General features: G+C 49.0%; 19 protein-coding genes. 15 read left to right on the top strand and 4 right to left on the bottom strand.

The genetic code is table 11. From position 1 onward, the window contains the following. The first annotated feature begins 104 nt into the window (after window positions 1-104). Window positions 105-1,328, top strand: coding sequence for an MFS transporter (locus M2371_RS07805; RefSeq protein WP_259267399.1), 1,224 nt, complete (start codon window positions 105-107; stop codon window positions 1,326-1,328). Next, a complete protein-coding gene (locus M2371_RS07800) occupies window positions 1,325-2,140 on the top strand; it encodes a Cof-type HAD-IIB family hydrolase (protein ID WP_259267398.1) in 816 nt (271 codons plus the stop codon). Before M2371_RS07805 ends, M2371_RS07800 begins: the two co-directional genes overlap by 4 nt. Before the next feature lie 31 nt (window positions 2,141-2,171). Here the strand turns inward: M2371_RS07800 and M2371_RS07795 are convergent, their stop codons facing one another. Together M2371_RS07795 and mntR are read right to left on the bottom strand one after the other, a co-directional pair. Next, window positions 2,172-3,290: an SLC13 family permease gene (locus tag M2371_RS07795; protein ID WP_172895075.1), complete on the bottom strand. Its 1,119-nt coding sequence runs from the start codon at window positions 3,288-3,290 to the stop codon at window positions 2,172-2,174. 2 nt (window positions 3,291-3,292) lie between these two features. Beyond that, window positions 3,293-3,760, bottom strand: coding sequence for a manganese-binding transcriptional regulator MntR (gene mntR / locus M2371_RS07790; RefSeq protein ID WP_259267397.1), 468 nt, complete (start codon window positions 3,758-3,760; stop codon window positions 3,293-3,295). A 190-nt stretch (window positions 3,761-3,950) separates the two neighbouring features. Here mntR and mntS point away from each other — a divergent pair, with 190 nt between their 5' ends. Then, on the top strand, window positions 3,951-4,079 hold the full coding sequence (mntS, locus tag M2371_RS07785) for a manganase accumulation protein MntS (protein ID WP_034456469.1): 129 nt from the start codon (window positions 3,951-3,953) through the stop codon (window positions 4,077-4,079). Between the two features lie 317 nt (window positions 4,080-4,396). After that, window positions 4,397-5,983: a phosphoethanolamine transferase gene (locus M2371_RS07780; RefSeq protein ID WP_034494238.1), complete on the top strand. Its 1,587-nt coding sequence runs from the start codon at window positions 4,397-4,399 to the stop codon at window positions 5,981-5,983. A gap of 68 nt (window positions 5,984-6,051) precedes the next feature. On the opposite strand, the gene ompX is transcribed toward M2371_RS07780, so the two are convergent. After that, window positions 6,052-6,555: an outer membrane protein OmpX gene (ompX, locus tag M2371_RS07775; protein WP_172895080.1), complete on the bottom strand. Its 504-nt coding sequence runs from the start codon at window positions 6,553-6,555 to the stop codon at window positions 6,052-6,054. Window positions 6,556-6,924: 369 nt separating this feature from the next. Between ompX and rhtA the strand changes: the two genes are divergently transcribed. The 6 genes from rhtA (at window position 6,925) to ybiO (ending at window position 13,692) form a co-directional block, all read left to right on the top strand. Next, on the top strand, window positions 6,925-7,812 hold the full coding sequence (gene rhtA / locus M2371_RS07770; protein ID WP_259267396.1) for a threonine/homoserine exporter RhtA: 888 nt from the start codon (window positions 6,925-6,927) through the stop codon (window positions 7,810-7,812). A gap of 305 nt (window positions 7,813-8,117) precedes the next feature. Continuing rightward, the gene (dps, locus tag M2371_RS07765) at window positions 8,118-8,621 is read left to right on the top strand and encodes a DNA starvation/stationary phase protection protein Dps (protein ID WP_115629909.1); all 504 of its coding nucleotides are present in this window, start codon (window positions 8,118-8,120) and stop codon (window positions 8,619-8,621) included. Window positions 8,622-9,004: 383 nt separating this feature from the next. Continuing rightward, on the top strand, window positions 9,005-9,751 hold the full coding sequence (gene glnH, locus M2371_RS07760) for a glutamine ABC transporter substrate-binding protein GlnH (protein ID WP_259267395.1): 747 nt from the start codon (window positions 9,005-9,007) through the stop codon (window positions 9,749-9,751). An 85-nt stretch (window positions 9,752-9,836) separates the two neighbouring features. Further along, window positions 9,837-10,496 (top strand): glutamine ABC transporter permease GlnP, encoded by a 660-nt coding sequence (gene glnP / locus M2371_RS07755; RefSeq protein ID WP_034494231.1) that lies wholly within the window; start codon window positions 9,837-9,839, stop codon window positions 10,494-10,496. Then, window positions 10,493-11,215 (top strand): glutamine ABC transporter ATP-binding protein GlnQ, encoded by a 723-nt coding sequence (gene glnQ / locus M2371_RS07750; protein WP_034494230.1) that lies wholly within the window; start codon window positions 10,493-10,495, stop codon window positions 11,213-11,215. Before glnP ends, glnQ begins: the two co-directional genes overlap by 4 nt. Before the next feature lie 227 nt (window positions 11,216-11,442). Next, a complete protein-coding gene (ybiO, locus tag M2371_RS07745) occupies window positions 11,443-13,692 on the top strand; it encodes a mechanosensitive channel protein (protein ID WP_259267394.1) in 2,250 nt (749 codons plus the stop codon). On the opposite strand, the gene rlmF is transcribed toward ybiO, so the two are convergent. Further along, window positions 13,693-14,634: a 23S rRNA (adenine(1618)-N(6))-methyltransferase RlmF gene (gene rlmF / locus M2371_RS07740; protein WP_259267393.1), complete on the bottom strand. Its 942-nt coding sequence runs from the start codon at window positions 14,632-14,634 to the stop codon at window positions 13,693-13,695. It lies immediately after the preceding gene. Window positions 14,635-14,726: 92 nt separating this feature from the next. Between rlmF and M2371_RS07735 the strand changes: the two genes are divergently transcribed. The 5 genes from M2371_RS07735 (at window position 14,727) to M2371_RS07715 (ending at window position 19,014) form a co-directional block, all read left to right on the top strand. Continuing rightward, window positions 14,727-15,353: a flavin reductase family protein gene (locus M2371_RS07735; protein ID WP_259267392.1), complete on the top strand. Its 627-nt coding sequence runs from the start codon at window positions 14,727-14,729 to the stop codon at window positions 15,351-15,353. Between the two features lie 178 nt (window positions 15,354-15,531). Continuing rightward, on the top strand, window positions 15,532-15,792 hold the full coding sequence (gene mcbA / locus M2371_RS07730; RefSeq protein WP_172895089.1) for a DUF1471 family periplasmic protein McbA: 261 nt from the start codon (window positions 15,532-15,534) through the stop codon (window positions 15,790-15,792). Window positions 15,793-16,156: 364 nt separating this feature from the next. Further along, a complete protein-coding gene (locus tag M2371_RS07725; protein ID WP_259267391.1) occupies window positions 16,157-17,143 on the top strand; it encodes a TRAP transporter substrate-binding protein in 987 nt (328 codons plus the stop codon). 72 nt (window positions 17,144-17,215) lie between these two features. Further along, window positions 17,216-17,713: a TRAP transporter small permease gene (locus M2371_RS07720; protein ID WP_259267390.1), complete on the top strand. Its 498-nt coding sequence runs from the start codon at window positions 17,216-17,218 to the stop codon at window positions 17,711-17,713. Further along, a complete protein-coding gene (locus tag M2371_RS07715) occupies window positions 17,713-19,014 on the top strand; it encodes a TRAP transporter large permease (protein WP_259267389.1) in 1,302 nt (433 codons plus the stop codon). The genes M2371_RS07720 and M2371_RS07715 overlap by 1 nt, the downstream gene beginning before the upstream one ends. The last annotated feature ends 222 nt before the right edge of the window (window positions 19,015-19,236 follow it).

Below are 19,236 nucleotides of genomic sequence, written 5' to 3'. Positions count from 1 at the left end.
TTTTCGCTCGGTAAAAACAGACTCAAAAGAGTTTACCAGGCAATGTGTACAAATGTACACAAACTTGCTAGTGTAATTTCCATTCGCCGCCAACCGGTACTTCCATGCCTGCCGCCATTAGTCATCGCAAAGCGACTCAACGTCGCACCTGGGCGCTGTTCGCCTTTTTCTTCCTGCCCGGCCTCGTCATGGCCTCCTGGGCCACCCGTACTCCAGCCATTCGTGACACACTCAGCGTTTCAACTGCCGGTATGGGTATCGTGCTATTTGGCCTGTCGATTGGTTCGATGAGCGGCATTTTATGTTCAGGCTGGCTGGTTAAACGTTTTGGTACGCGCAATATTATTCGCAGCGGCATGACGCTGATGGTCACTGGCATGCTGGTGATGGGCGCCGCGCTGTTCCTGGCGTCTCCAGTTCTGTTCGCAACTGGCCTGGCAATCCTCGGGGCGGGACTGGGTTCGGCTGAAGTGGCAATGAACGTCGAAGGCGCAATTGTTGAAGGGCTGCTAAAAAAGACCGTATTACCCATGATGCACGGCTTTTATAGCCTCGGCACATTAGCAGGCGCGGGAATTGGCATGAGTCTGACCGCCCTGAACGTCACCGCGTATGGGCATCTTTTAGTGATTGGCCTGGTGGTTATCACCCCGATTGTTATTGCTATTACTGCAATCCCACACGGTGTCGGGAAAAATAATGCCGATGCTAATACTGATAATGGGCACGAACCTCATCCGCCCTTTTATAAAGATTTACAGCTGATTTTAATTGGCACGATTGTACTGGCAATGGCGTTTGCTGAAGGTTCTGCCAACGACTGGCTGCCACTGCTGATGGTCGATGGCCATGGGTTTAGCCCAACCTCAGGTTCAATGATTTATGTCGGTTTCACGCTGGGCATGACGGTCGGGCGTTTTACCGGCGGCTGGTTTATCGATCGCTACAGCCGTGTAGCCGTGGTTCGCGCCTGCGCAATGATGGGGATTTTAGGCATCGGCTTAATCATCTTTGTGGATAACACCTTTGTGGCTGGTATTTCCGTTATTTTATGGGGACTGGGAACCTCTCTCGGTTTCCCATTAACCATTTCCGCAGCGGGCGATACCGGCCCGGATCCGGCAACTCGCGTCAGTGTGGTTGCGGCTTCAGGCTATATCGCGTTTTTAGTTGGCCCGCCGTTGTTGGGCTTCTTAGGCGAACATTACGGCCTGCGCCTGGCTATGTTAGTGGTATTGAGTTTAATGGTGGTCGCCGCACTGGTTGCGAAAGCCGTCGCTAAACCAACCGATCTTGTGACCAATTCGCTTGAAGGGAGAGTTCGATGAGTGTGAAATTAATTGCCGTCGACATGGATGGTACGTTCCTGGACGATAATAAAGATTACAACCGTGCGCGTTTTGCGGAGCTTTATGCGCAGATGAAAGATCAAGGCATTCGATTTGTGGTCGCCAGCGGCAACCAATATTACCAGCTCATTTCATTCTTCCCGGAGATCGCCCACGAGATTTCTTTCGTTGCCGATAATGGCGGCTGGGTGGTCAGCGAAGGCAAAGATACCTTTAACGGTGAGCTGACAAAGCAGGAATTCAACACCGTCATCGATCATCTTTTGACGTTGCCGCATGTGGATATCATCGCTTGTGGCAAACGCAACGGCTACACCCTGAAAAGCTATGATGATGCGTTTATCAAAATGGCGCGCAGTTATTATCACCGCCTGGAAGTGGTCGAAAACTTCTCAAATCTGGATGACGTGTTCTTTAAATTCGCCCTGAATCTGCCAGATAATTTATTAGATGACACCATGGATTCTCTGGCTGCGCAATTAGACGGAATTATGGTGCCGGTCACCAGCGGCCATGGCTCGATTGACCTGATTATCCCCGGTGTTCACAAAGCGAATGGCTTGCGAATATTACAGGAAAAATGGGGCATTGATGACAGCGAAGTGGTGACGTTTGGCGATGGCGGGAACGATATCGAAATGCTACGCCAGGCAAAATATGGGTTCGCGATGGCGAATGCGCCGGAAAAAATTAAGCAAATCGCCGCTTATCAGACCGGGCACTGCAATGAACAAAGTGTGTTGAATGTGATTGAGCGAGCGCTGAAAAAAGAAGCGCCGTTTAACGCGTAATATTGAATCAGGGGCTGAAAAGCCCCTTCTTTTATAATTGCTTAAGCAACAGCAAAATACCGTAGCCCAGCAGGGCCGACCATAACAGCATTGGCAGTGAATAATAGTGGAAGCGAATCCAGATGCGGCGGTCATTTGCCATGCGTAATGCAATCAAATTCGCCAGCGATCCCGGCAATAACCCAAAACCACCGATGTTGACTGCAAAGGCGAGTAACAGGGAAGCAGGAACGTAATTCAGTAATAAAATGGTCGAGGGAACATTACTGATAACCTGCGATAGACCGATTCCTAACGCAAATAACCCACTGGACGGGAGTTGATTTATTCCCGCTAAAGTCTGTTGTAACACCGGAAGCTGTGTGATCAGGTAGACGTCGATAAACATCACCATAAATACCAGCAATAGACTCCAGTCGATACTCAGCAATACGCGCCTTGCCAGCAGTAAAAAGCCTACAGCCACCACGGCCAGTCCCCATATTTCCTGCTTTAATTCCAGGGCGACGATAAAGATGATGTAGAACGCGACGCAACTCATCACCAGACGCGGCTGCCAGTCATGAAGTTTATCGTGAGTGTGATACGTGAGCTTTTTATGCGGAAAACAGAACCAGCAGAGCACCAACAAGCTGAACATTATCGCCAGCGCCAGCGGCACCATTTGCCAGGTAAATTCACCGAACGATAATCCCGAACGTCCCCACAGCAAAATATTTTGCGGGTTGCCAATGGGCGTGAGCATCGAACCTGCGTTGACCGCTAAAGCCTCAAATATGATGAGACGATTAATCGGTATCGCACACAATTTTTTCAGCGTGATAGTCAGCGGCACGATAATAAACAGCGCGACGTCGTTAGTCAGAAACGTTGAAAGTAATGCCGCAGCGCTGACCAGGAATATCGCCAGCGTTCGTTCATTATCAAACCGCTTCACCATGCGGCGGCCCAGCACATCGAAATAACCGCTCAGTTCCACGCCTTTGGTCAACATCATTAAACCCGCAAGCGTAATGATAGTGTGCCAGTCAATGGCATGAACCCAATGCTGCGGCTGAAAAGGCGCGGCAAAACTCAGAATAACGCCCACGATAAGCAATAGATGAAGAAAGCGATCGCGAGCAAACGGGCGCACCAGGTTCAGTAACATTGCTACTTAAATCCCCGCTGCTCGCTAAACAAGCGGAAGGCTTCCAGCGTTTCTTCACTCACGTGGTGCTCAACACCTTCGGCGTCAATTCTGGCCGTTTCAGGGCTGATGCCCAGTGCGAGAAAAAAGTTTTCAACGATTTGATGACGCTCACGGCTCATTTGCGCCAGCTTCTCGCCTTCTGCCGTCAGAAATACGCCGCGCCATGGAATTTGTTCAATAAGCCCCACCGAGGCGAGTCTTTTTAACATTTTAGCAACCGTTGGCTGAGAGACGCCAAGCCTTGCCGCCATATCAACCTGGCGGACTTCCCCCACTTCACGAATCAAATCAGAAATCAGCTCAACGTAGTCATCAATCAATTCACGGCGATGCGCTTCCCGCACCTGCCGAAAGCCTTCGACATGCTCTTCAACGTTTACCAACTGCGTCATTTTTTGTTTATTTTTTTGGCCTGGCGTACGGCTCATGATGCTTCCTCATGCAGGGGTGCGGCATCGTCCGATGACGAGCTTTGGCCCCATTGTAAACCAGCATCACCCAAGCACAAAAATTTAACGAATTAGCAATAGCTATACAATATAGCCTGTGCTATATCTGTATGTAATGCAGTCAGCCTTAAAAGGAATTGAAGGCAGCAGATGTTATTAGGAGGACAAGATGAATGAATTTAAGAGGTGCATGAGCGTGTTTACACATTCCCCGTTTCAAGTGCGGCTGATGCTGCTCAATATGTTATGTGATTGGGTTTCAGGCAAACCACAGCAGGGTGAAAAACCGAAGTCATAGGCAGCCGCCCTGCCTTCTTCACCCTGAGTCTGACTCGCGTCAGCTATTCCAGCTGTTAGCTTTTCCTTTCATTAGATTCCCTGAAATTACCGTTTGGTCGCACTTTAACCCTACCATTTGTCGGTTTTGTTACCTGCTTCGCAAAACACATTTCTCTTATCAGTTGATCTTCTTATCGTACCGCTCTATCTTCTTGCAGCCCTGCACATGAAGCGGCTCGCAGATGCGGTCCAGTTCCCCTTCTTTTCCGTCTGTCAGGCAGGTTCTTACCCTCGTCGCCAGGGTTTTCGCATGGCGTTTAGTAGATCTCGGTAAACATGAATTTAACGGTTAAAGAAACCCTGACGACCCGCGCAATTGCGCTCAATCCGTGGACTGGCTTTTATTTCCTTCAGTCTTTGCTGATTAACTTCGCTCTCGGTTATGAATTTAGCATTCTGTATGCGGTGGCTTTTAGCTGCGTATTGCTGCTGCTTTGGCGCAGCGCGCCTAAATTCCAGAAGGGTTTGCTGGCAATTTGTAGTTTGATAGCCGCGATGTATTTCCCGTTTGGTCAGGCCTACGGTTCGCCCAACTTTAATACCCTGCTGGCCCTGCATTCGACCAACTTCGAAGAATCCACGGAATTGATGACTATCTTCCCGTGGTACAGCTATTTGGTGTCGGTATTTATTCTGGCGCTTGGCATTATTGCCGTGCGTCGTAAAGTCGCGCCGAAGAAAAGAAACTGGTGTCATTTCGACAGTTTATGTCTGGTTGTCAGCGTGGTTTGTTTCTTTGTGGCTCCGGTGCAAAACCTGGCTTACGGTGGCGTATTTAAATTCAAAGATTCCGGTTATCCGGTGTTCCGCTTCGTCAAAGATGTGGTGGTCAATAACCAGGAAGTAATCGACGAACAGACGCGGATGCAGGCCTTCGCTCAGATGAAGGACACCTGGAATGTGCTGGCGGTAAAACCTAAATATCACACTTATGTGGTGGTGATTGGTGAGAGCGCACGGCGTGATGCTCTTGGCGCTTTCGGTGGTCACTGGGATAACACGCCATTCGCCAGCCAGGTCAATGGCAACTTATTTATGGATTATGTTGCCGCCAGTGGTTCAACGCAAAAATCATTGGGGATGACGCTCAACCGGGTTATTGATGGCAAACCGCAATATCAGGACAGCATTATCACCCTCGCCAACCGTGCTGGTTTCCAGACATGGTGGTTCTCAAATCAGGGGCAAATCGGTGAATACGATACCGCAATTGCCAGCATCGCCAAGCGTGCGGATGAAGTGCATTTTTTGAAAAATGGTGATTTTGAAGCGGATAAAAATACCCGTGACGAAGCATTATTAAAGATGACCGCGCAGGTGTTTGCCACCCAGCACACTACCCCGCAATTAATTGTGCTGCACTTGATGGGTTCGCATCCGCAGGCCTGCGACCGGACTCAGGGCAAATACAAAGATTTTGTGCAGTCGAAAGAGACATCTTGTTATCTGTATACCATGACGCAGACCGACGATTTGCTCAAACAGCTCTATCAGCAACTGAAAAATACCGGTGACAGTTTCTCGATGGTTTATTTTTCAGACCACGGACTGGCGTTCAAAGAACGTGGCACCGATGTGCAATATCTGGCACATGATGACGAGTTCCAGCAAAACTTCCAGGTGCCGTTTATGGTGCTTTCAAGCGATGATACCGCGCATCGTCAGATTAAAGCACGCCGTTCAGCCAATGATTTCCTGAACTTCTTCTCAGCGTGGACCGGGATTAAAACCAAAGAGTTAACGCCGAAATACAAGTTCATCTCTGAGCAAAAAGCGGGGCCTATCTATATCACCAACTTTAAGCTCAAGAAGGTGGACTATACTCATTTGCAGACGGATGTGTTTGAAACGCAAACGCGTTAACTCAAATTCAGCGCATAAAAAATCCGCCCCGAGAGGCGGATTTTTTTTCACTCGATTAAAGAGTGAAATTAGAAGCGGTAACCCACGCCTGCGATCCAGGTGCCAACATCAACGTTACGGATGCGGCTCTGCTCGTAGGAAACGTCAAGAGCAACGTTTTCGATTGGGTTGAACTGCAGACCAGCACCGTAAGAGAACCCGTAATCGCTAGAAGAATCTTTGTCCGGGTATGCGGTTGCCAGTGCTTTACCGTAACCAACACCGACTACACCGTAGATGCTAGCCCAGTCGTTGATGCGGAAAGCAGGACCTGCAGTGATGCCGTAGTATTGGCCTTTGCTGTAAACGCCATCTTCGGTGTTGCTTTTCTCAGTGTGAGTGAAAGAAGCGATGTAACCCAGCTGAGTGTCGTTTTCGTAACGGTATTTCAAGTTGAAACCGCCAGCTTTGTTAGCAACGCCCTGCATATCGCTTTGTGCGTAGCCACCGGTTACGGTGCTAGTTGCAGATGCGGTACCAACGGAAACGGCCAGAACACAAGCCAGTGCTGAAAGACATGCAATTTTTTTCATAAACCACCTCAAATGTGCTTCAAGTAACTTCTAAGTTTTTAATATATCAAAATTGTGTAAGAAACTCTGCGACATTTATGTTGTCTAAGGAATCCTTTCATGTAACAGAACATTTCCATTACATCATAGCTCCTTCAATTCATAGCCTTTTTGCCATAAACCGAGACAATTATTGGCATAAATTGCAACATCGTCATCCAGATAATTCTTAAACATATTTGAACAAATCTTATGCAATCACACAGTTATGTTACTGCATCACGCCATTATTTTTTTCAATGAATTCTCAACCAGTCATAAGTTAATCAATTACACTGGGGCTACTTTTAATTTCTTGACCAAACCAGACTTTGACTGACAGGAAGCAGGATGCCCTTATCGCCACGTAAAACCCCCATTTGGTTACCCATTGTCGTGCTTTTGATTGCCATGACTTCCATTCAAAGCGGTGCATCCCTTGCCAAATCCCTCTTCCCGCTGGTTGGGGCGCCGGGCGTAACCGCGCTGCGTCTGACCTTGGGTACGTTGATTCTGGTAGTGATTTTTAAACCCTGGCGATTACGCTTTAAAGCCGAACAACGCTTCCCATTATTAATGTATGGACTGGCGCTCGGTGGGATGAACTACCTCTTCTATTTGTCTATTCAGACGGTGCCGTTGGGCATTGCCGTTGCCCTGGAATTCACAGGCCCGCTTGCCGTCGCGTTGTTCTCTTCCCGACGCGCAGTGGATTTTTTGTGGGTGATTCTGGCCGTGCTGGGACTGTGGTTCTTGTTGCCTCTGGGGCAATCTATTTCGAGCGTCGATTTAACCGGTGCCGCTTTTGCACTGGGCGCCGGGGCTTGCTGGGCGATTTATATTCTGTTTGGTCAAAAAGCAGGTGCTGACCATGGCCCAGCAACGGTTGCCTTCGGTTCACTGATTGCTGCCGTTATTTTTGTACCGATTGGAGCATGGCAAGCTGGTGAAGCGCTCTGGCATTGGTCGCTTTTACCGCTCGGCCTGGGTGTAGCTATTTTGTCTACAGCACTTCCCTACTCGCTTGAAATGATTGCATTGACCCGCTTACCAACACGCACATTTGGCACATTAATGAGCATGGAGCCGGGGCTTGCAGCGTTGTCTGGCATGTTGTTCCTCGGTGAGCATCTGACCCTGGTGCAATGGCTGGCGCTGCTCTCCATCATCGCGGCTTCCATCGGCTCAACCCTGACGATTAAGCGCGAACCGCAGATTACCAGCGTTGACGTAAATTAATTCTCCTCATTATTTACCGTGGTTATTGCGATCACGGTAAATATTCATCACCGATCAAGACTTTATATTCAGGATTACTCTTAGATTTAAATAAAAATAATTCCCATTCACAGCACATCTTCTGTTTATTATCGTTACACCTCGTCATAAATAATATAAAGTAATTTACTAACAATGAGTTACTAAAATCCATCCGGACTCTGCTATTAATCTGATAGGTATTATCTGCTCCAACAAGAATTAAAACCGGTGCTATACTTATTTCCGGTAATTCATTGGACATAACATCAAGAGGACGAAAGATTATGACTACCGCTAAACTGGTAAAAACCAAATCTACTACCTTACTGCATACCCGTAATGATGTTGCAGACAGCGAAAAGAAAGCCACCGTTGAGCTGCTTAATCGCCAGGTTATTCAGTTCATTGATTTGTCGTTGATTACCAAGCAAGCGCACTGGAACATGCGTGGTGCAAACTTTATTGCCGTTCATGAAATGCTGGACGGGTTCCGCACAGCTCTTACCGACCATCTTGACACCATGGCAGAACGCGCCGTTCAACTCGGAGGCGTGGCTCTCGGTACCACCCAGGTCATTAACAGCAAAACGCCATTAAAAAGCTATCCGCTGGACATCCACAGCGTTCAGGATCACCTGAAAGAGTTGGCCGATCGTTACGCGATTGTGGCAAACGATGTGCGTAAAGCTATCAGCGAAGCTAAAGATGAAGATACCGCAGACATCCTGACTGCCGCTTCACGCGATCTGGATAAATTCCTGTGGTTTATCGAATCAAATATCGATTAATGGCCATTTAAATCCCTGTCCGGGGATTAAATTGTTATCTCATCCTCCCGTTTTCGGGAGGATGCCTGCACCATTTTAGCGCACGTAATTGTTTATCCCTGCCGCATAAGTTACTCATTTGTAATAATCACTTCACACAATCGTTAACGGATGATTGTTTTACCACCTTAAACTGCGGTAAAACTAAACATCGGTCTTACTCACGCAATCTCGCACCAAAATTGGGCACCACAACAGTGCATTGCAACTGGCTTGCAACCATTTTTGTGCAATGTTACAAATTCACATCCTTGCAAAACAGTATGTTGTAGATCTGGCACGATTCTTCCATGCTGCGGCTTACTGATGCAGGGGATTGCCCCATGGATAAACAAGGAAATGCTATGAAGTCGATTTTGAAAGTTTCACTGGCTGCACTCACTCTGGCTTTTGCGGTTTCTTCCCACGCCGCTGATAAGAAACTGGTCGTTGCGACCGACACCGCATTTGTTCCTTTCGAGTTTAAACAAGGCGATAAGTACGTCGGCTTTGATATCGATTTGTGGGATGCCGTAGCAAAAGAATTAAAACTGGATTACACCCTTAAGCCTATGGATTTCAGCGGCATCATTCCTGCGCTGCAAACCAAAAACATTGACCTCGCGCTGGCGGGTATCACCATCACCGAAGAACGTAAAAAAGCGATCGAATTCTCTGATGGCTACTACAAAAGCGGCCTGTTGGTGATGGTTAAAGCCGACAACGACAGCGTAAAAAGCGTGAAAGACCTTGATGGTAAAGTTGTTGCTGTTAAGGGCGGCACCGGTTCTGTTGATTACGCGAAAGCGAATATCAAAACTAAAGACCTGCGCCAGTTCCCGAACATCGACAACGCCTATATGGAACTGGGCACTAACCGTGCTGACGCTGTTCTGCACGACACACCAAACATCCTGTACTTCATCAAGACTGCGGGCCAGGGCAAATTCAAAGCCGTGGGCGATTCTCTTGAAGCACAGCAGTATGGTATCGCCTTCCCTAAAGGTAGCGACGACCTACGCACTAAAGTTAACGGCGCGCTAAAAACCCTGAAAGAGAACGGCACATACAACGAAATCTACAAAAAATGGTTCGGCACTGAGCCAAAATAATAACTCTAAAATGATTTAAGTAAGACCTCAGGGGCGACTTTCGCCCCTGCTATTTTTGAACCACGGTAACATATAGGAATTAATCATGGAGTTCGACTGGAGTGCCATTTGGCCTGCAATCCCGCTTTTAATTGAAGGCGCCAAAATGACCTTGTGGATTTCGGTCCTCGGGCTTTGCGGCGGTCTGATAATTGGTCTGGTCGCAGGCTTCGCCCGTACTTACGGCGGCTGGATTGCCAACCACATCGCATTAGTATTCATTGAAGTGATTCGCGGTACGCCAATTGTGGTGCAGGTCATGTTTATTTACTTTGCCCTGCCAATGGCCTTTAACGACCTGCGCATTGACCCGTTCAGCGCCGCCGTCGTAACGATTATGATCAACTCCGGCGCGTACATTGCGGAAATTACCCGTGGTGCGGTGCTGTCGATTCATAAAGGTTTTCAGGAAGCAGGCCTGGCATTGGGCTTGTCTAAGCGTGAAACTATTCGCCACGTGATTATGCCGCTGGCGCTGCGTCGTATGCTGCCGCCATTGGGCAACCAGTGGATTATCAGTATCAAAGATACGTCGCTGTTCATCGTTATCGGTGTGGCTGAATTGACCCGTCAGGGGCAAGAAATTATTGCCGGAAACTTCCGTGCGCTGGAGATCTGGAGCGCCGTTGCGGTCTTCTATCTGATTATTACTTTGGTGCTGAGCTTCGTGCTGCGTCGCCTTGAAAGAAGGATGAAAATCCTGTGATTGAATTTAAAAATGTTTCTAAGCACTTTGGCAAAACCCAGGTGCTGCACAATATCGATCTCGATATTAAACAAGGTGAAGTCGTCGTTATTATCGGGCCGTCTGGTTCGGGTAAATCCACGCTGCTGCGCTGCATTAACAAACTTGAAGATATCACCAGCGGCGACCTGTTCGTTGATGGTCTGAAAGTAAACGATCCGAAAGTTGATGAACGCCTGATTCGTCAGGAAGCAGGCATGGTGTTCCAACAGTTTTATCTGTTCCCACACCTGACTGCGCTGGAAAACGTCGCCTTTGGCCCGATTCGTGTCCGTGGTTTGAAAAAAGACGCGGCCGATAAACTGGCTAAAGAACTGCTGGCAAAAGTGGGCCTCGCCGAGCGTGCGCATCACTATCCTTCAGAGCTTTCCGGCGGCCAGCAACAGCGTGTGGCTATTGCCCGTGCGCTGGCAGTTAAGCCGAAAATGATGCTGTTCGATGAGCCAACATCTGCACTTGACCCGGAACTGCGCCATGAAGTTCTGAAAGTTATGCAGGATCTGGCCGAAGAAGGCATGACGATGGTTATCGTGACTCACGAAGTTGGTTTTGCTGCCAAAGTCGCATCGCGCCTGATCTTTATTGATAAGGGCCGCATTGCTGAAGATGGCAACCCGCTAGAGTTGATTGAGAACCCGCCAAGCCAGCGTTTACAGGAATTCTTGCAGCACGTTTCTTAAAATAACGTCCAGGGCGGGTAAGCGAATGCGACCCCGCCGCTTTAAAGTTGGTGGATGACGCCTACGGCTTATCCCCCCTACAAAACCAATCCCGGCGTAGGTCGGATAAGCGCAGCGTCATCCGACATCAGTCCAACGTTCACACCAGATAATTCCCGTTTTCTCGCCGCCTTCTCCCTGCCCTCTATAATTATTCCTTTGTCTGACTTTCAGTCCGGAGGAACGCCGTGCCGCTACTCTTGCTCCTACTGTGCATGTTTAGCTTTCAAACGCAGGCCGTGACTCTCCCGGCTGCCGCCGTCGCCGCTCAACAAAACTCTACCGCCCCACCCGCCGAACCTAATCTTGAAGAAAAAAAGAAAGCCTATTCCGCGCTGGCCGATGTGCTGGATAACTCGCAATCACGCAACGAGTTAATTGCTCAGTTGCGCAAAGTCGCCGCCACGCCGCCGCCTGAGCCGGTGCCCGCTATCGTTCCACCAGAGCAACTAAGCGACGACAAAACGGTTCTCGAAAATGTCACCGATGTCAGTCGCCATTACGGCGGTGAATTAGCCCAGCGTTTTGCTCAACTGCACCGCAATATTACCGGTGCTCCGCATAAGTCGTTTAATCCACAGACTTTCTATAACGCACTCACGCATTTTACGATGCTCGCCGTCAGCGTTTTCGCTTTCTATTTGTTGATTCGCAGCTGTATGACGCCGGTCTGGACGCGCATGGGCAAATGGGGGCGCAAAAAGAATCGCGACCGCTCGAGCTGGTTCCATCTGCCGCTGATGATCATTGGCGCATTTATCATCGACTTACTGCTCCTGGCATTAACGATTTTCGTCGGACAAATATTTAGCGACATGATGAACGCAGGCAGTCGCACCATCGCCCGCCAGCAGGGGCTATTTCTCAATGCCTTTGCGTTAATAGAATTCTTCAAAGCGATATTGCGATTAATATTCTGCCCGCGTTTCCCCGATTTACGTCCCTTCCCGGTCAGTGACCAGAACGCGCGATACTGGAATATCCGCCTTGCTGGTTTAAGCAGCCTGATTGGCTACGGCATTCTGGTCGCGGTGCCGATTATCTCCAACCAGGTCAACGTACAAGTCGGCGCGATAACCAATGTTTTGATAATGCTGTGCATTATGCTTTGGGCGCTGTATCTGATATTCACCAATAAACGCCATATCCAACAAAGCCTGATTCAACTGGCTGACCGCTCGATGGCGTTTTTCAGCCTGTTTATTCGCGCTTTCGCGCTGGTCTGGCACTGGCTGGCGAGCGCTTACTTTGTGGTGTTGTTCTTCTTCTCGCTATTCGATCCTGGTAACAGCCTCAAATGGATGATGGCGGCTTCTCTGCATAGTCTGGCGATTATCAGTATTGCTGCGTTTATCTCAGGAATGCTGTCACGCTGGCTGGCGAAAACCATCTCGCTTTCACCACAGGTTCAGCGCAATTACCCGGAACTGCAAAAACGGCTGAATGGCTGGATTTCAGCGCTGTTGAAACTGGCGCGTATTCTGACCGTGTGCGTTGCCGTGATGATGCTGCTCAATGCCTGGGGATTGTTTGATATGTGGGCATGGCTCACCAACGGTGCCGGTGAGAAGACTATCGACATTATCATCCGCATTGTGTTGATTTTGCTGTTCTCAGCCGTTGGCTGGACGTTGCTGGCAAGCCTGATTGAAAACCGCCTGGCGTCTGATATTCATGGTCGCCCGATGCCCAGCGCACGTACCCGCACGCTGCTTACCTTGTTCCGTAACGCGCTGGCGGTCGTTATCAGCACCATAACCATTATGATTTTACTGTCAGAAATTGGGGTGAATATCGCACCGTTACTCGCCGGGGCTGGCGCTCTGGGGTTAGCCATCAGTTTCGGGGCGCAAACGTTGGTCAAAGACATTATTACCGGGGTGTTTATTCAGTTTGAAAATGGGATGAACACTGGAGATTTAGTCACTATCGGGCCGATTACCGGCAGCGTTGAGCGCATGTCAATTCGTTCGGTTGGTGTGCGCCAGGATACCGGGGCGTATCACATCATTCCGTGGTCATCGATAACCACGTTCGCCAACTTTGTGCGCGGCATTGGTTCGTTTGTCGCCAACTATGACGTAGACCGGCAGGAGGATGTCGACAAAGCCAACCGTATTCTGAAAGAAGCGGTGCATGAACTGATGGAGCAGGAAGATATTCGCAAACTGGTGATTGGTGAACCGTCGTTTGCCGGGATTGTCGGGCTGACTAATCAGGCGTTTACGGTGCGCGTGTCGTTCACAACCCAGCCGCTGAAGCAGTGGTCGGTGCGATTTGCTTTAGATGGGATGGTGAAAAAGCACTTTGATGCGGCAGGCATTCGCCCGCCAGTACAAACGGTGCAAGTGATGCAACCGGGTGCCGATGCCGCTCAGGCGCTACAGGACGCGCAGGCAGCAGCGGGAACGCTGCCACCAGCAAATCCTACGGTATGACTATTTATAACGCGTAGCGGCCCAACGAGCGCGTTGTGCGTCGTTCATAAAGGTCCAGGCAATGAAACGACTCTGTTTCTGCCCCTGGGCCATCTCTTTCTTCACCACTTTCTCTACGCCCGCTTCCTGCAACGCGCGATAAATCAACGGCAGGTTTTCGCCTCGGGAGACCAATGACGTGAACCACTGCACCTGGCGGCCAAATTCTTTGCTCTCTTTCGCCATCTGGCTAACAAAAGCGACTTCGCCACCTTCGCACCACAACTCTTGCTCACGACCACCAAAATTCAGGGCGCCGTCTTTAGCCTGGCCGAGGTTAACGCGTTTACGCTCGCTGCCGCTGCGTGCCGCCTGCGCTGAATCATGGAACGGCGGGTTGCACAACGTGGCATCAAACATTTCATTCTTATGAATCACGCCCGGCAAGATAGCCGCAGGATTTTTTTGGCGGCGCACACGAATCAGGCGCGAAAGCCCCGGATTAGCGTCAATAATTGCGGTCGCACTGCGCATCGCTTCCGGGTCAACATCCGTCCCGGTAAAACGCCAGCCGTATTCATGCTGCCCGATAAGCGGATAAATGCAGTTCGCGCCCACGCCCACATCCAACACAGAAGCCTGAGAAGGCACAACGCCGCCATTCCCTTCAGCCAGCAGATCGGCCAAATGGTGAATATAATCAGCACGACCCGGAACTGGCGGGCAAAGAAAACCTTCTGGAATATCCCAATGTTTCACACCGTAGAAATGGGCCAGCAGCGCCTGATTCAATGCCTTCACCGCCTGTGGGTCGGCAAAATCAACAGTCGTTTCGCCGTGTGGGCCTGGGCGTAAAAATGCGCTCAGCGCCGGGCTACTTTGTTCAAGTGCCGGAAAATCATAACGGTTACGATGGCGGTTGCGTGGGTGCAGACCCGGTTTGGTGGTGGCAGAGGTTTTCATTGCGGCTTCTCCTTGTGTGGGCGCGTAAGATACTCTGTGAAGCCAGCGGCGTAAACACGCCACGTCAATTTCATCACGCAAGCAGAGGTTTTATGTCCGTGAAACGCTATTACTATGAACCGGCCGATGGCCACGGTTTACCACATGATCCGCTTAACGCGATCATCGGCCCTCGCCCTATCGGCTGGATTGCTTCGTATGACAGCCACGGGAACCGTAATCTGGCCCCGTATAGCTTCTTTAATTGTTTTAATTATCGCCCACCGATTATTGGTTTTGCCAGCAGCGGCTGGAAAGACAGCGTGCAAAATATTCTCGACACCAAAGAATTCGTCTGGAACCTTGCGACACGCGAACTGGCGGAACAGATGAATGAAACCTCAGCGTCCATTCCGCGCGGCGAAGATGAATTTGCCCGCGCCGGATTAACTGCCGTTCCTGGTCAAAAAGTTAAAGCCAGTCGGGTTGCTGAAAGCCCGGTTAACTTTGAATGCCGTTTGTCGCAATGCATTCAGTTAACGAGTGCCGACGGTACGGCGATTTATAGCTGGCTGGTGCTGGGCGAAGTCGTCGCGGTGCATATTGATGAAGCCTTGTTGATAGACGGTATTTATCAGACTGCGCTGGCGAAACCTGTGCTGCGCGCGGGTGGCCCGTCAGCTTATTACACCATTGATGAAACGCACCGTTTCGATCTGATTCGCCCGGACGCACGATAAAACTAACAAAATCATAAGCCTGTATCTATATGATTTGTAAGAATTTCGTCAAGTAATGTCGTTCAAAAAATGAGCATGAGTTCATCAATTTTTTGCGTCTTTTAATTATCACATTAGACCTACACTTTCAGTGTTGATGGTTTTTTAATCGACCCCTAAAAGCGATGAGGATGTGATTATGAAAAAATTGCTGTATTTTTCTGCGGTTGTCACCCTTGCGGCATTACCGTTTGCTTCCATGGCAGCCCAAGAAATGAGTGATATGAACACAGGCCAACTACGTCCGGCAGGAACCGTTTCTGTCACTGGCGCTTCAAGCCTTGATGATCTGCAAGCCAAACTTGGAGAGAAAGCGAAAGAGGAAGGAGCAAAAGGTTTTGTTGTTAACTCGGCTAGCGGTAATGAACGTATGTTCGGCACCGCGACTATTTATAAATAGTCTCAAGAAATCCCCTGAGGGGTTCCAATAATAACGGTTTCCACAACAGGAGACCGTTATTTTATTGTTAAGTTTAAGTTCTAATTAACACATTAATAAAAATCCATAGTAATTCCGCATTAAAACATCGGTATTTCCTTGCATTCATCGCTTTAATCCGAAATTAATAACCCTCGCAAACAAAATTGCATTTATTAATAAATTCAGAAAGGTGAGCAAGGGCACAAAAAAGATCCAAACCAATCCCATTCGATTAAAAATGTGACCTCGATACACCCTGGTTATCGGACAAATACAATAAGCTGTCATACAGCAATAACAATCTCTCATCCTCACTTAATATTTTATGCAGGGAGCATTATTTATGAAATTTTTAACTCTACCTCGCCAATTACTCTGTGCCTCACTGATGACTTTATGTGCCACTGGCGCAAATGCCGCAGATAAAATCACCTTAAAACTGGCGCATAACCTGGAGCGTAGCCATGTTGTGCATCTGGCATTTGAAGAATTAGCCAAAGAGGTACAACAACTTTCTGATGGTAATATGCGTATTCGTATTTACCCAAGCAGCCAAATGGGCAGCGCGCGCGAAACACTGGAGCTTTTGCAAAACGGTGCGCTGGATATGACGAAAGGTTCGGCCAGTGATTTGGAATCTTTTGACAATACTTACGCTATTTATAATTTGCCGTATTTATTTAAAGACCAGCAGCATTTTAATCGCGTGGTGTTTGGTGAAGTCGGCAAAGAAATTATGAAATCAACGAAAGATAAAGGATTCTTCGGTATTTCTGCCTATGTTGCCGGCACCCGTAGTTTCTATGCTAAAAAACCGATTACCAAACCAGAAGATTTAAAAGGGCTTAAAATTCGTGTCCAGGCAAGCCCTACAACATTAAAAATGGTTGAATTGATGGGCGGCTCACCCACTCCTATTTCATTCGGTGAAGTGTATACCGCGATGCAACAAGGCGTGGTTGATGGTGCAGAAAATAACGTGCCGTCATGGGTTCAGACTCGCCATATCGAAATCGCTAAAGTGTTCTCTGAAGATGAACATACTTCCATCCCAGACTTCCTCGTTATCTCCACGAAAACCTGGCAAAAGCTGTCACCTGAACAGCAGCAAATCCTGATGAAAGCGGCGAAAAACTCCGAAGCGTATCAACAAAAGCTTTGGGAGAAAGTCGATGCTGACTCACGTGCTCAGGCTAAAGCCATGGGCGCGACTATCGTCAGCGTTGATAAAGCCCCATTCCGCGCCGCAGTAAAACCGCTGTATGACGACTTCGCCAAAGATCCTAAACAGGCTGCGTTGCTGGCTAAATTTGAATCCGCTGCTGAGTGATTTAGAGCGGTAAGTTTCAGCGGGTGATCAGTCATCGCCCGCTCTTCCAGGTTAAATTTCAGGTATGCAAACATGATACTTAAGCCCATAAAGCTTGCGGTAGACCGGACTATTGCCACTTTTTCCGTACTGGTGATGGTTGCTCTGGTCGTCTGCGTGGTGTGGCAGGTTTTCAGCCGCTACGTCCTCAATCAACCCAGTACCCTCACCGATGAACTGGCACGTTTTCTGATGATCTGGGTGGGACTGCTGGGCGCATCTTATACCGTTGGCGCACAACGCCATCTTTCCATCGATTTCCTATCGATGATGCTTCCAGATAATAAAAAACCGCTGCTTAACATCGTTATCAACTCGCTGATATTGCTGTTTTCAGCGACGGTTATCGTCAACGGTGGCCTGAAACTGATTGAAAAAACATTAGCCACTTCGCAGCTCTCAGCGGCGTTACAAATCCCGATGGGTTATGTCTACATTGTGCTGCCATTAAGCGGGGCAATTATGATGTTTTACTCGCTCTATTTTATCCTGACCGACGCTCACACTCTGGTCAGCAAGGAAGGGAAATAATGGAAACTTATATCGCCCTCACTTTATTTGGTGCGTTCTTCGTTCTGGTGTTTATCGGGGTGCCTATTTCGTTTGCGATTGGGATTGCCACCGTTTCCTCTATGTTGCTGATGTTCCCGTGGGATGTGGCGGTCATCACTGTTTCGCAGCGTCTCGCCAACGGCCTGGATAACTTTGCGCTGCTGGCGATTCCGTTTTTTATTTTTGCCGGAACCCTGATGAACAGCGGTGGAATAGCCATCCGCTTAATTAATCTCGCACAAATTATGGTTGGCCGTATTCCCGGTTCTCTGGGCCACGTCAACGTCCTGGCGAATATGATGTTTGGCTCCATCTCCGGTTCGGCTGTTGCCGCTGCCGCAGCCGTAGGGGGAACACTTTCCCCGATTCAAAATAAAGAAGGTTATGACCCGGCGTTTTCAACGGCGGTGAACGTTTCATCGTGCATTACCGGGCTGCTGATTCCGCCTTCTAACGTGCTGATTGTGTTCTCGCTGACGGCGGGTGGCGTATCGGTGGCATCGTTATTTATGGCCGTTTATTTGCCGGGCATCTTAATGGGCCTGTCAATCATGCTGGTGTGTTGGATTATCTCCCGGCGCCGCGGCTATCCGGTATCTGCACGTCCAACCTGCGCACAAGCGGCAAAAGCGTTCCTCGACGCGTTACCAAGCCTGTTGCTGGTGATTATCGTCATGGGCGGGATTCTGGGCGGCGTATTCACCGCGACAGAAGCCTCAGCCATCGCGGTGGTTTACACCTTCGTCCTTTCGGTGCTTATCTATCGCGAAGTGAAATGGCGTGATTTACCAAAACTCATCCTTGATTCAGTGGTGACAACCTCGATTGTTCTGCTGCTCATTGGTTTCTCGGTTGGCATGTCCTGGGCCATGACCAACGCGGATATTCCCTACATGATTAGCGATGCGCTGATGGGTGTCTCGGATAACCCGCTGGTGATTCTGTTGCTTATCAACATCGTGCTGCTCATTGTCGGCATCTTTATGGATATGACGCCAGCGGTACTTATCTTCACGCCAATCTTCCTGCCTATCGCGCAAGATTTGGGGATGGATCCGGTTCACTTCGGCATCATGATGGTGGCTAACTTGTGCGTCGGCTTGCTGACTCCTCCGGTTGGCAGCGCACTGTTTGTCGGCTGCTCGATTACGGGCGTTAAAATTCAGAATCTGATCAAACCGTTGCTGCCCTTCTATGCCGCGCTGTTTGTCTCACTGATGATGATTACCTACATCCCTGAGATTTCCCTGTTTATTCCTCGGCTGTTGGGACTGATGTAAATCCTGCCTTATGGTGGATGACGCTGGCGCTTATCCACCCTACAAACCCTTCAGGAACGGCGTAGGTCGGATAAGCGCCAGCGTCATCCGACAGCCAACTTCACCATAAGCAATCACTTGATACTTTTATTAACCATCTGTGAATTAACTCACTTTATTCGCCGCTAACAATGTCTACTGTATACAACACAAGAATTGTCTCTTGTGATTCCTTACGGAGCG

Origin of the sequence: Buttiauxella sp. BIGb0471, from assembly GCF_024807715.1 — a bacterium.
Lineage (GTDB): Bacteria > Pseudomonadota > Gammaproteobacteria > Enterobacterales > Enterobacteriaceae > Buttiauxella > Buttiauxella agrestis.
The sequence above is the reverse complement of the archived record's forward strand: the minus strand, read 5'-3'. Positions and strand labels throughout refer to the sequence as shown.

Bases quoted from the DNA above. Each gene is read 5' to 3' on its own strand.
- M2371_RS07780 (WP_034494238.1), top strand. From the start codon at position 4,397: ATGAATTTAACGGTTAAAGAAACCCTGACGACCCGCGCAATTGCGCTC.
- rhtA (WP_259267396.1), top strand. From the start codon at position 6,925: ATGCCCTTATCGCCACGTAAAACCCCCATTTGGTTACCCATTGTCGTG.
- M2371_RS07720 (WP_259267390.1), top strand. From the start codon at position 17,216: ATGATACTTAAGCCCATAAAGCTTGCGGTAGACCGGACTATTGCCACT.
- M2371_RS07805 (WP_259267399.1), top strand. From the start codon at position 105: ATGCCTGCCGCCATTAGTCATCGCAAAGCGACTCAACGTCGCACCTGG.
- M2371_RS07715 (WP_259267389.1), top strand. From the start codon at position 17,713: ATGGAAACTTATATCGCCCTCACTTTATTTGGTGCGTTCTTCGTTCTG.
- mntS (WP_034456469.1), top strand. From the start codon at position 3,951: ATGAATGAATTTAAGAGGTGCATGAGCGTGTTTACACATTCCCCGTTT.
- rlmF (WP_259267393.1), bottom strand. From the start codon at position 14,634: ATGAAAACCTCTGCCACCACCAAACCGGGTCTGCACCCACGCAACCGC.
- dps (WP_115629909.1), top strand. From the start codon at position 8,118: ATGACTACCGCTAAACTGGTAAAAACCAAATCTACTACCTTACTGCAT.
- glnP (WP_034494231.1), top strand. From the start codon at position 9,837: ATGGAGTTCGACTGGAGTGCCATTTGGCCTGCAATCCCGCTTTTAATT.
- glnH (WP_259267395.1), top strand. From the start codon at position 9,005: ATGAAGTCGATTTTGAAAGTTTCACTGGCTGCACTCACTCTGGCTTTT.
- M2371_RS07800 (WP_259267398.1), top strand. From the start codon at position 1,325: ATGAGTGTGAAATTAATTGCCGTCGACATGGATGGTACGTTCCTGGAC.
- ompX (WP_172895080.1), bottom strand. From the start codon at position 6,555: ATGAAAAAAATTGCATGTCTTTCAGCACTGGCTTGTGTTCTGGCCGTT.
- mcbA (WP_172895089.1), top strand. From the start codon at position 15,532: ATGAAAAAATTGCTGTATTTTTCTGCGGTTGTCACCCTTGCGGCATTA.
- mntR (WP_259267397.1), bottom strand. From the start codon at position 3,760: ATGAGCCGTACGCCAGGCCAAAAAAATAAACAAAAAATGACGCAGTTG.
- M2371_RS07725 (WP_259267391.1), top strand. From the start codon at position 16,157: ATGAAATTTTTAACTCTACCTCGCCAATTACTCTGTGCCTCACTGATG.
- M2371_RS07735 (WP_259267392.1), top strand. From the start codon at position 14,727: ATGTCCGTGAAACGCTATTACTATGAACCGGCCGATGGCCACGGTTTA.
- M2371_RS07795 (WP_172895075.1), bottom strand. From the start codon at position 3,290: ATGTTACTGAACCTGGTGCGCCCGTTTGCTCGCGATCGCTTTCTTCAT.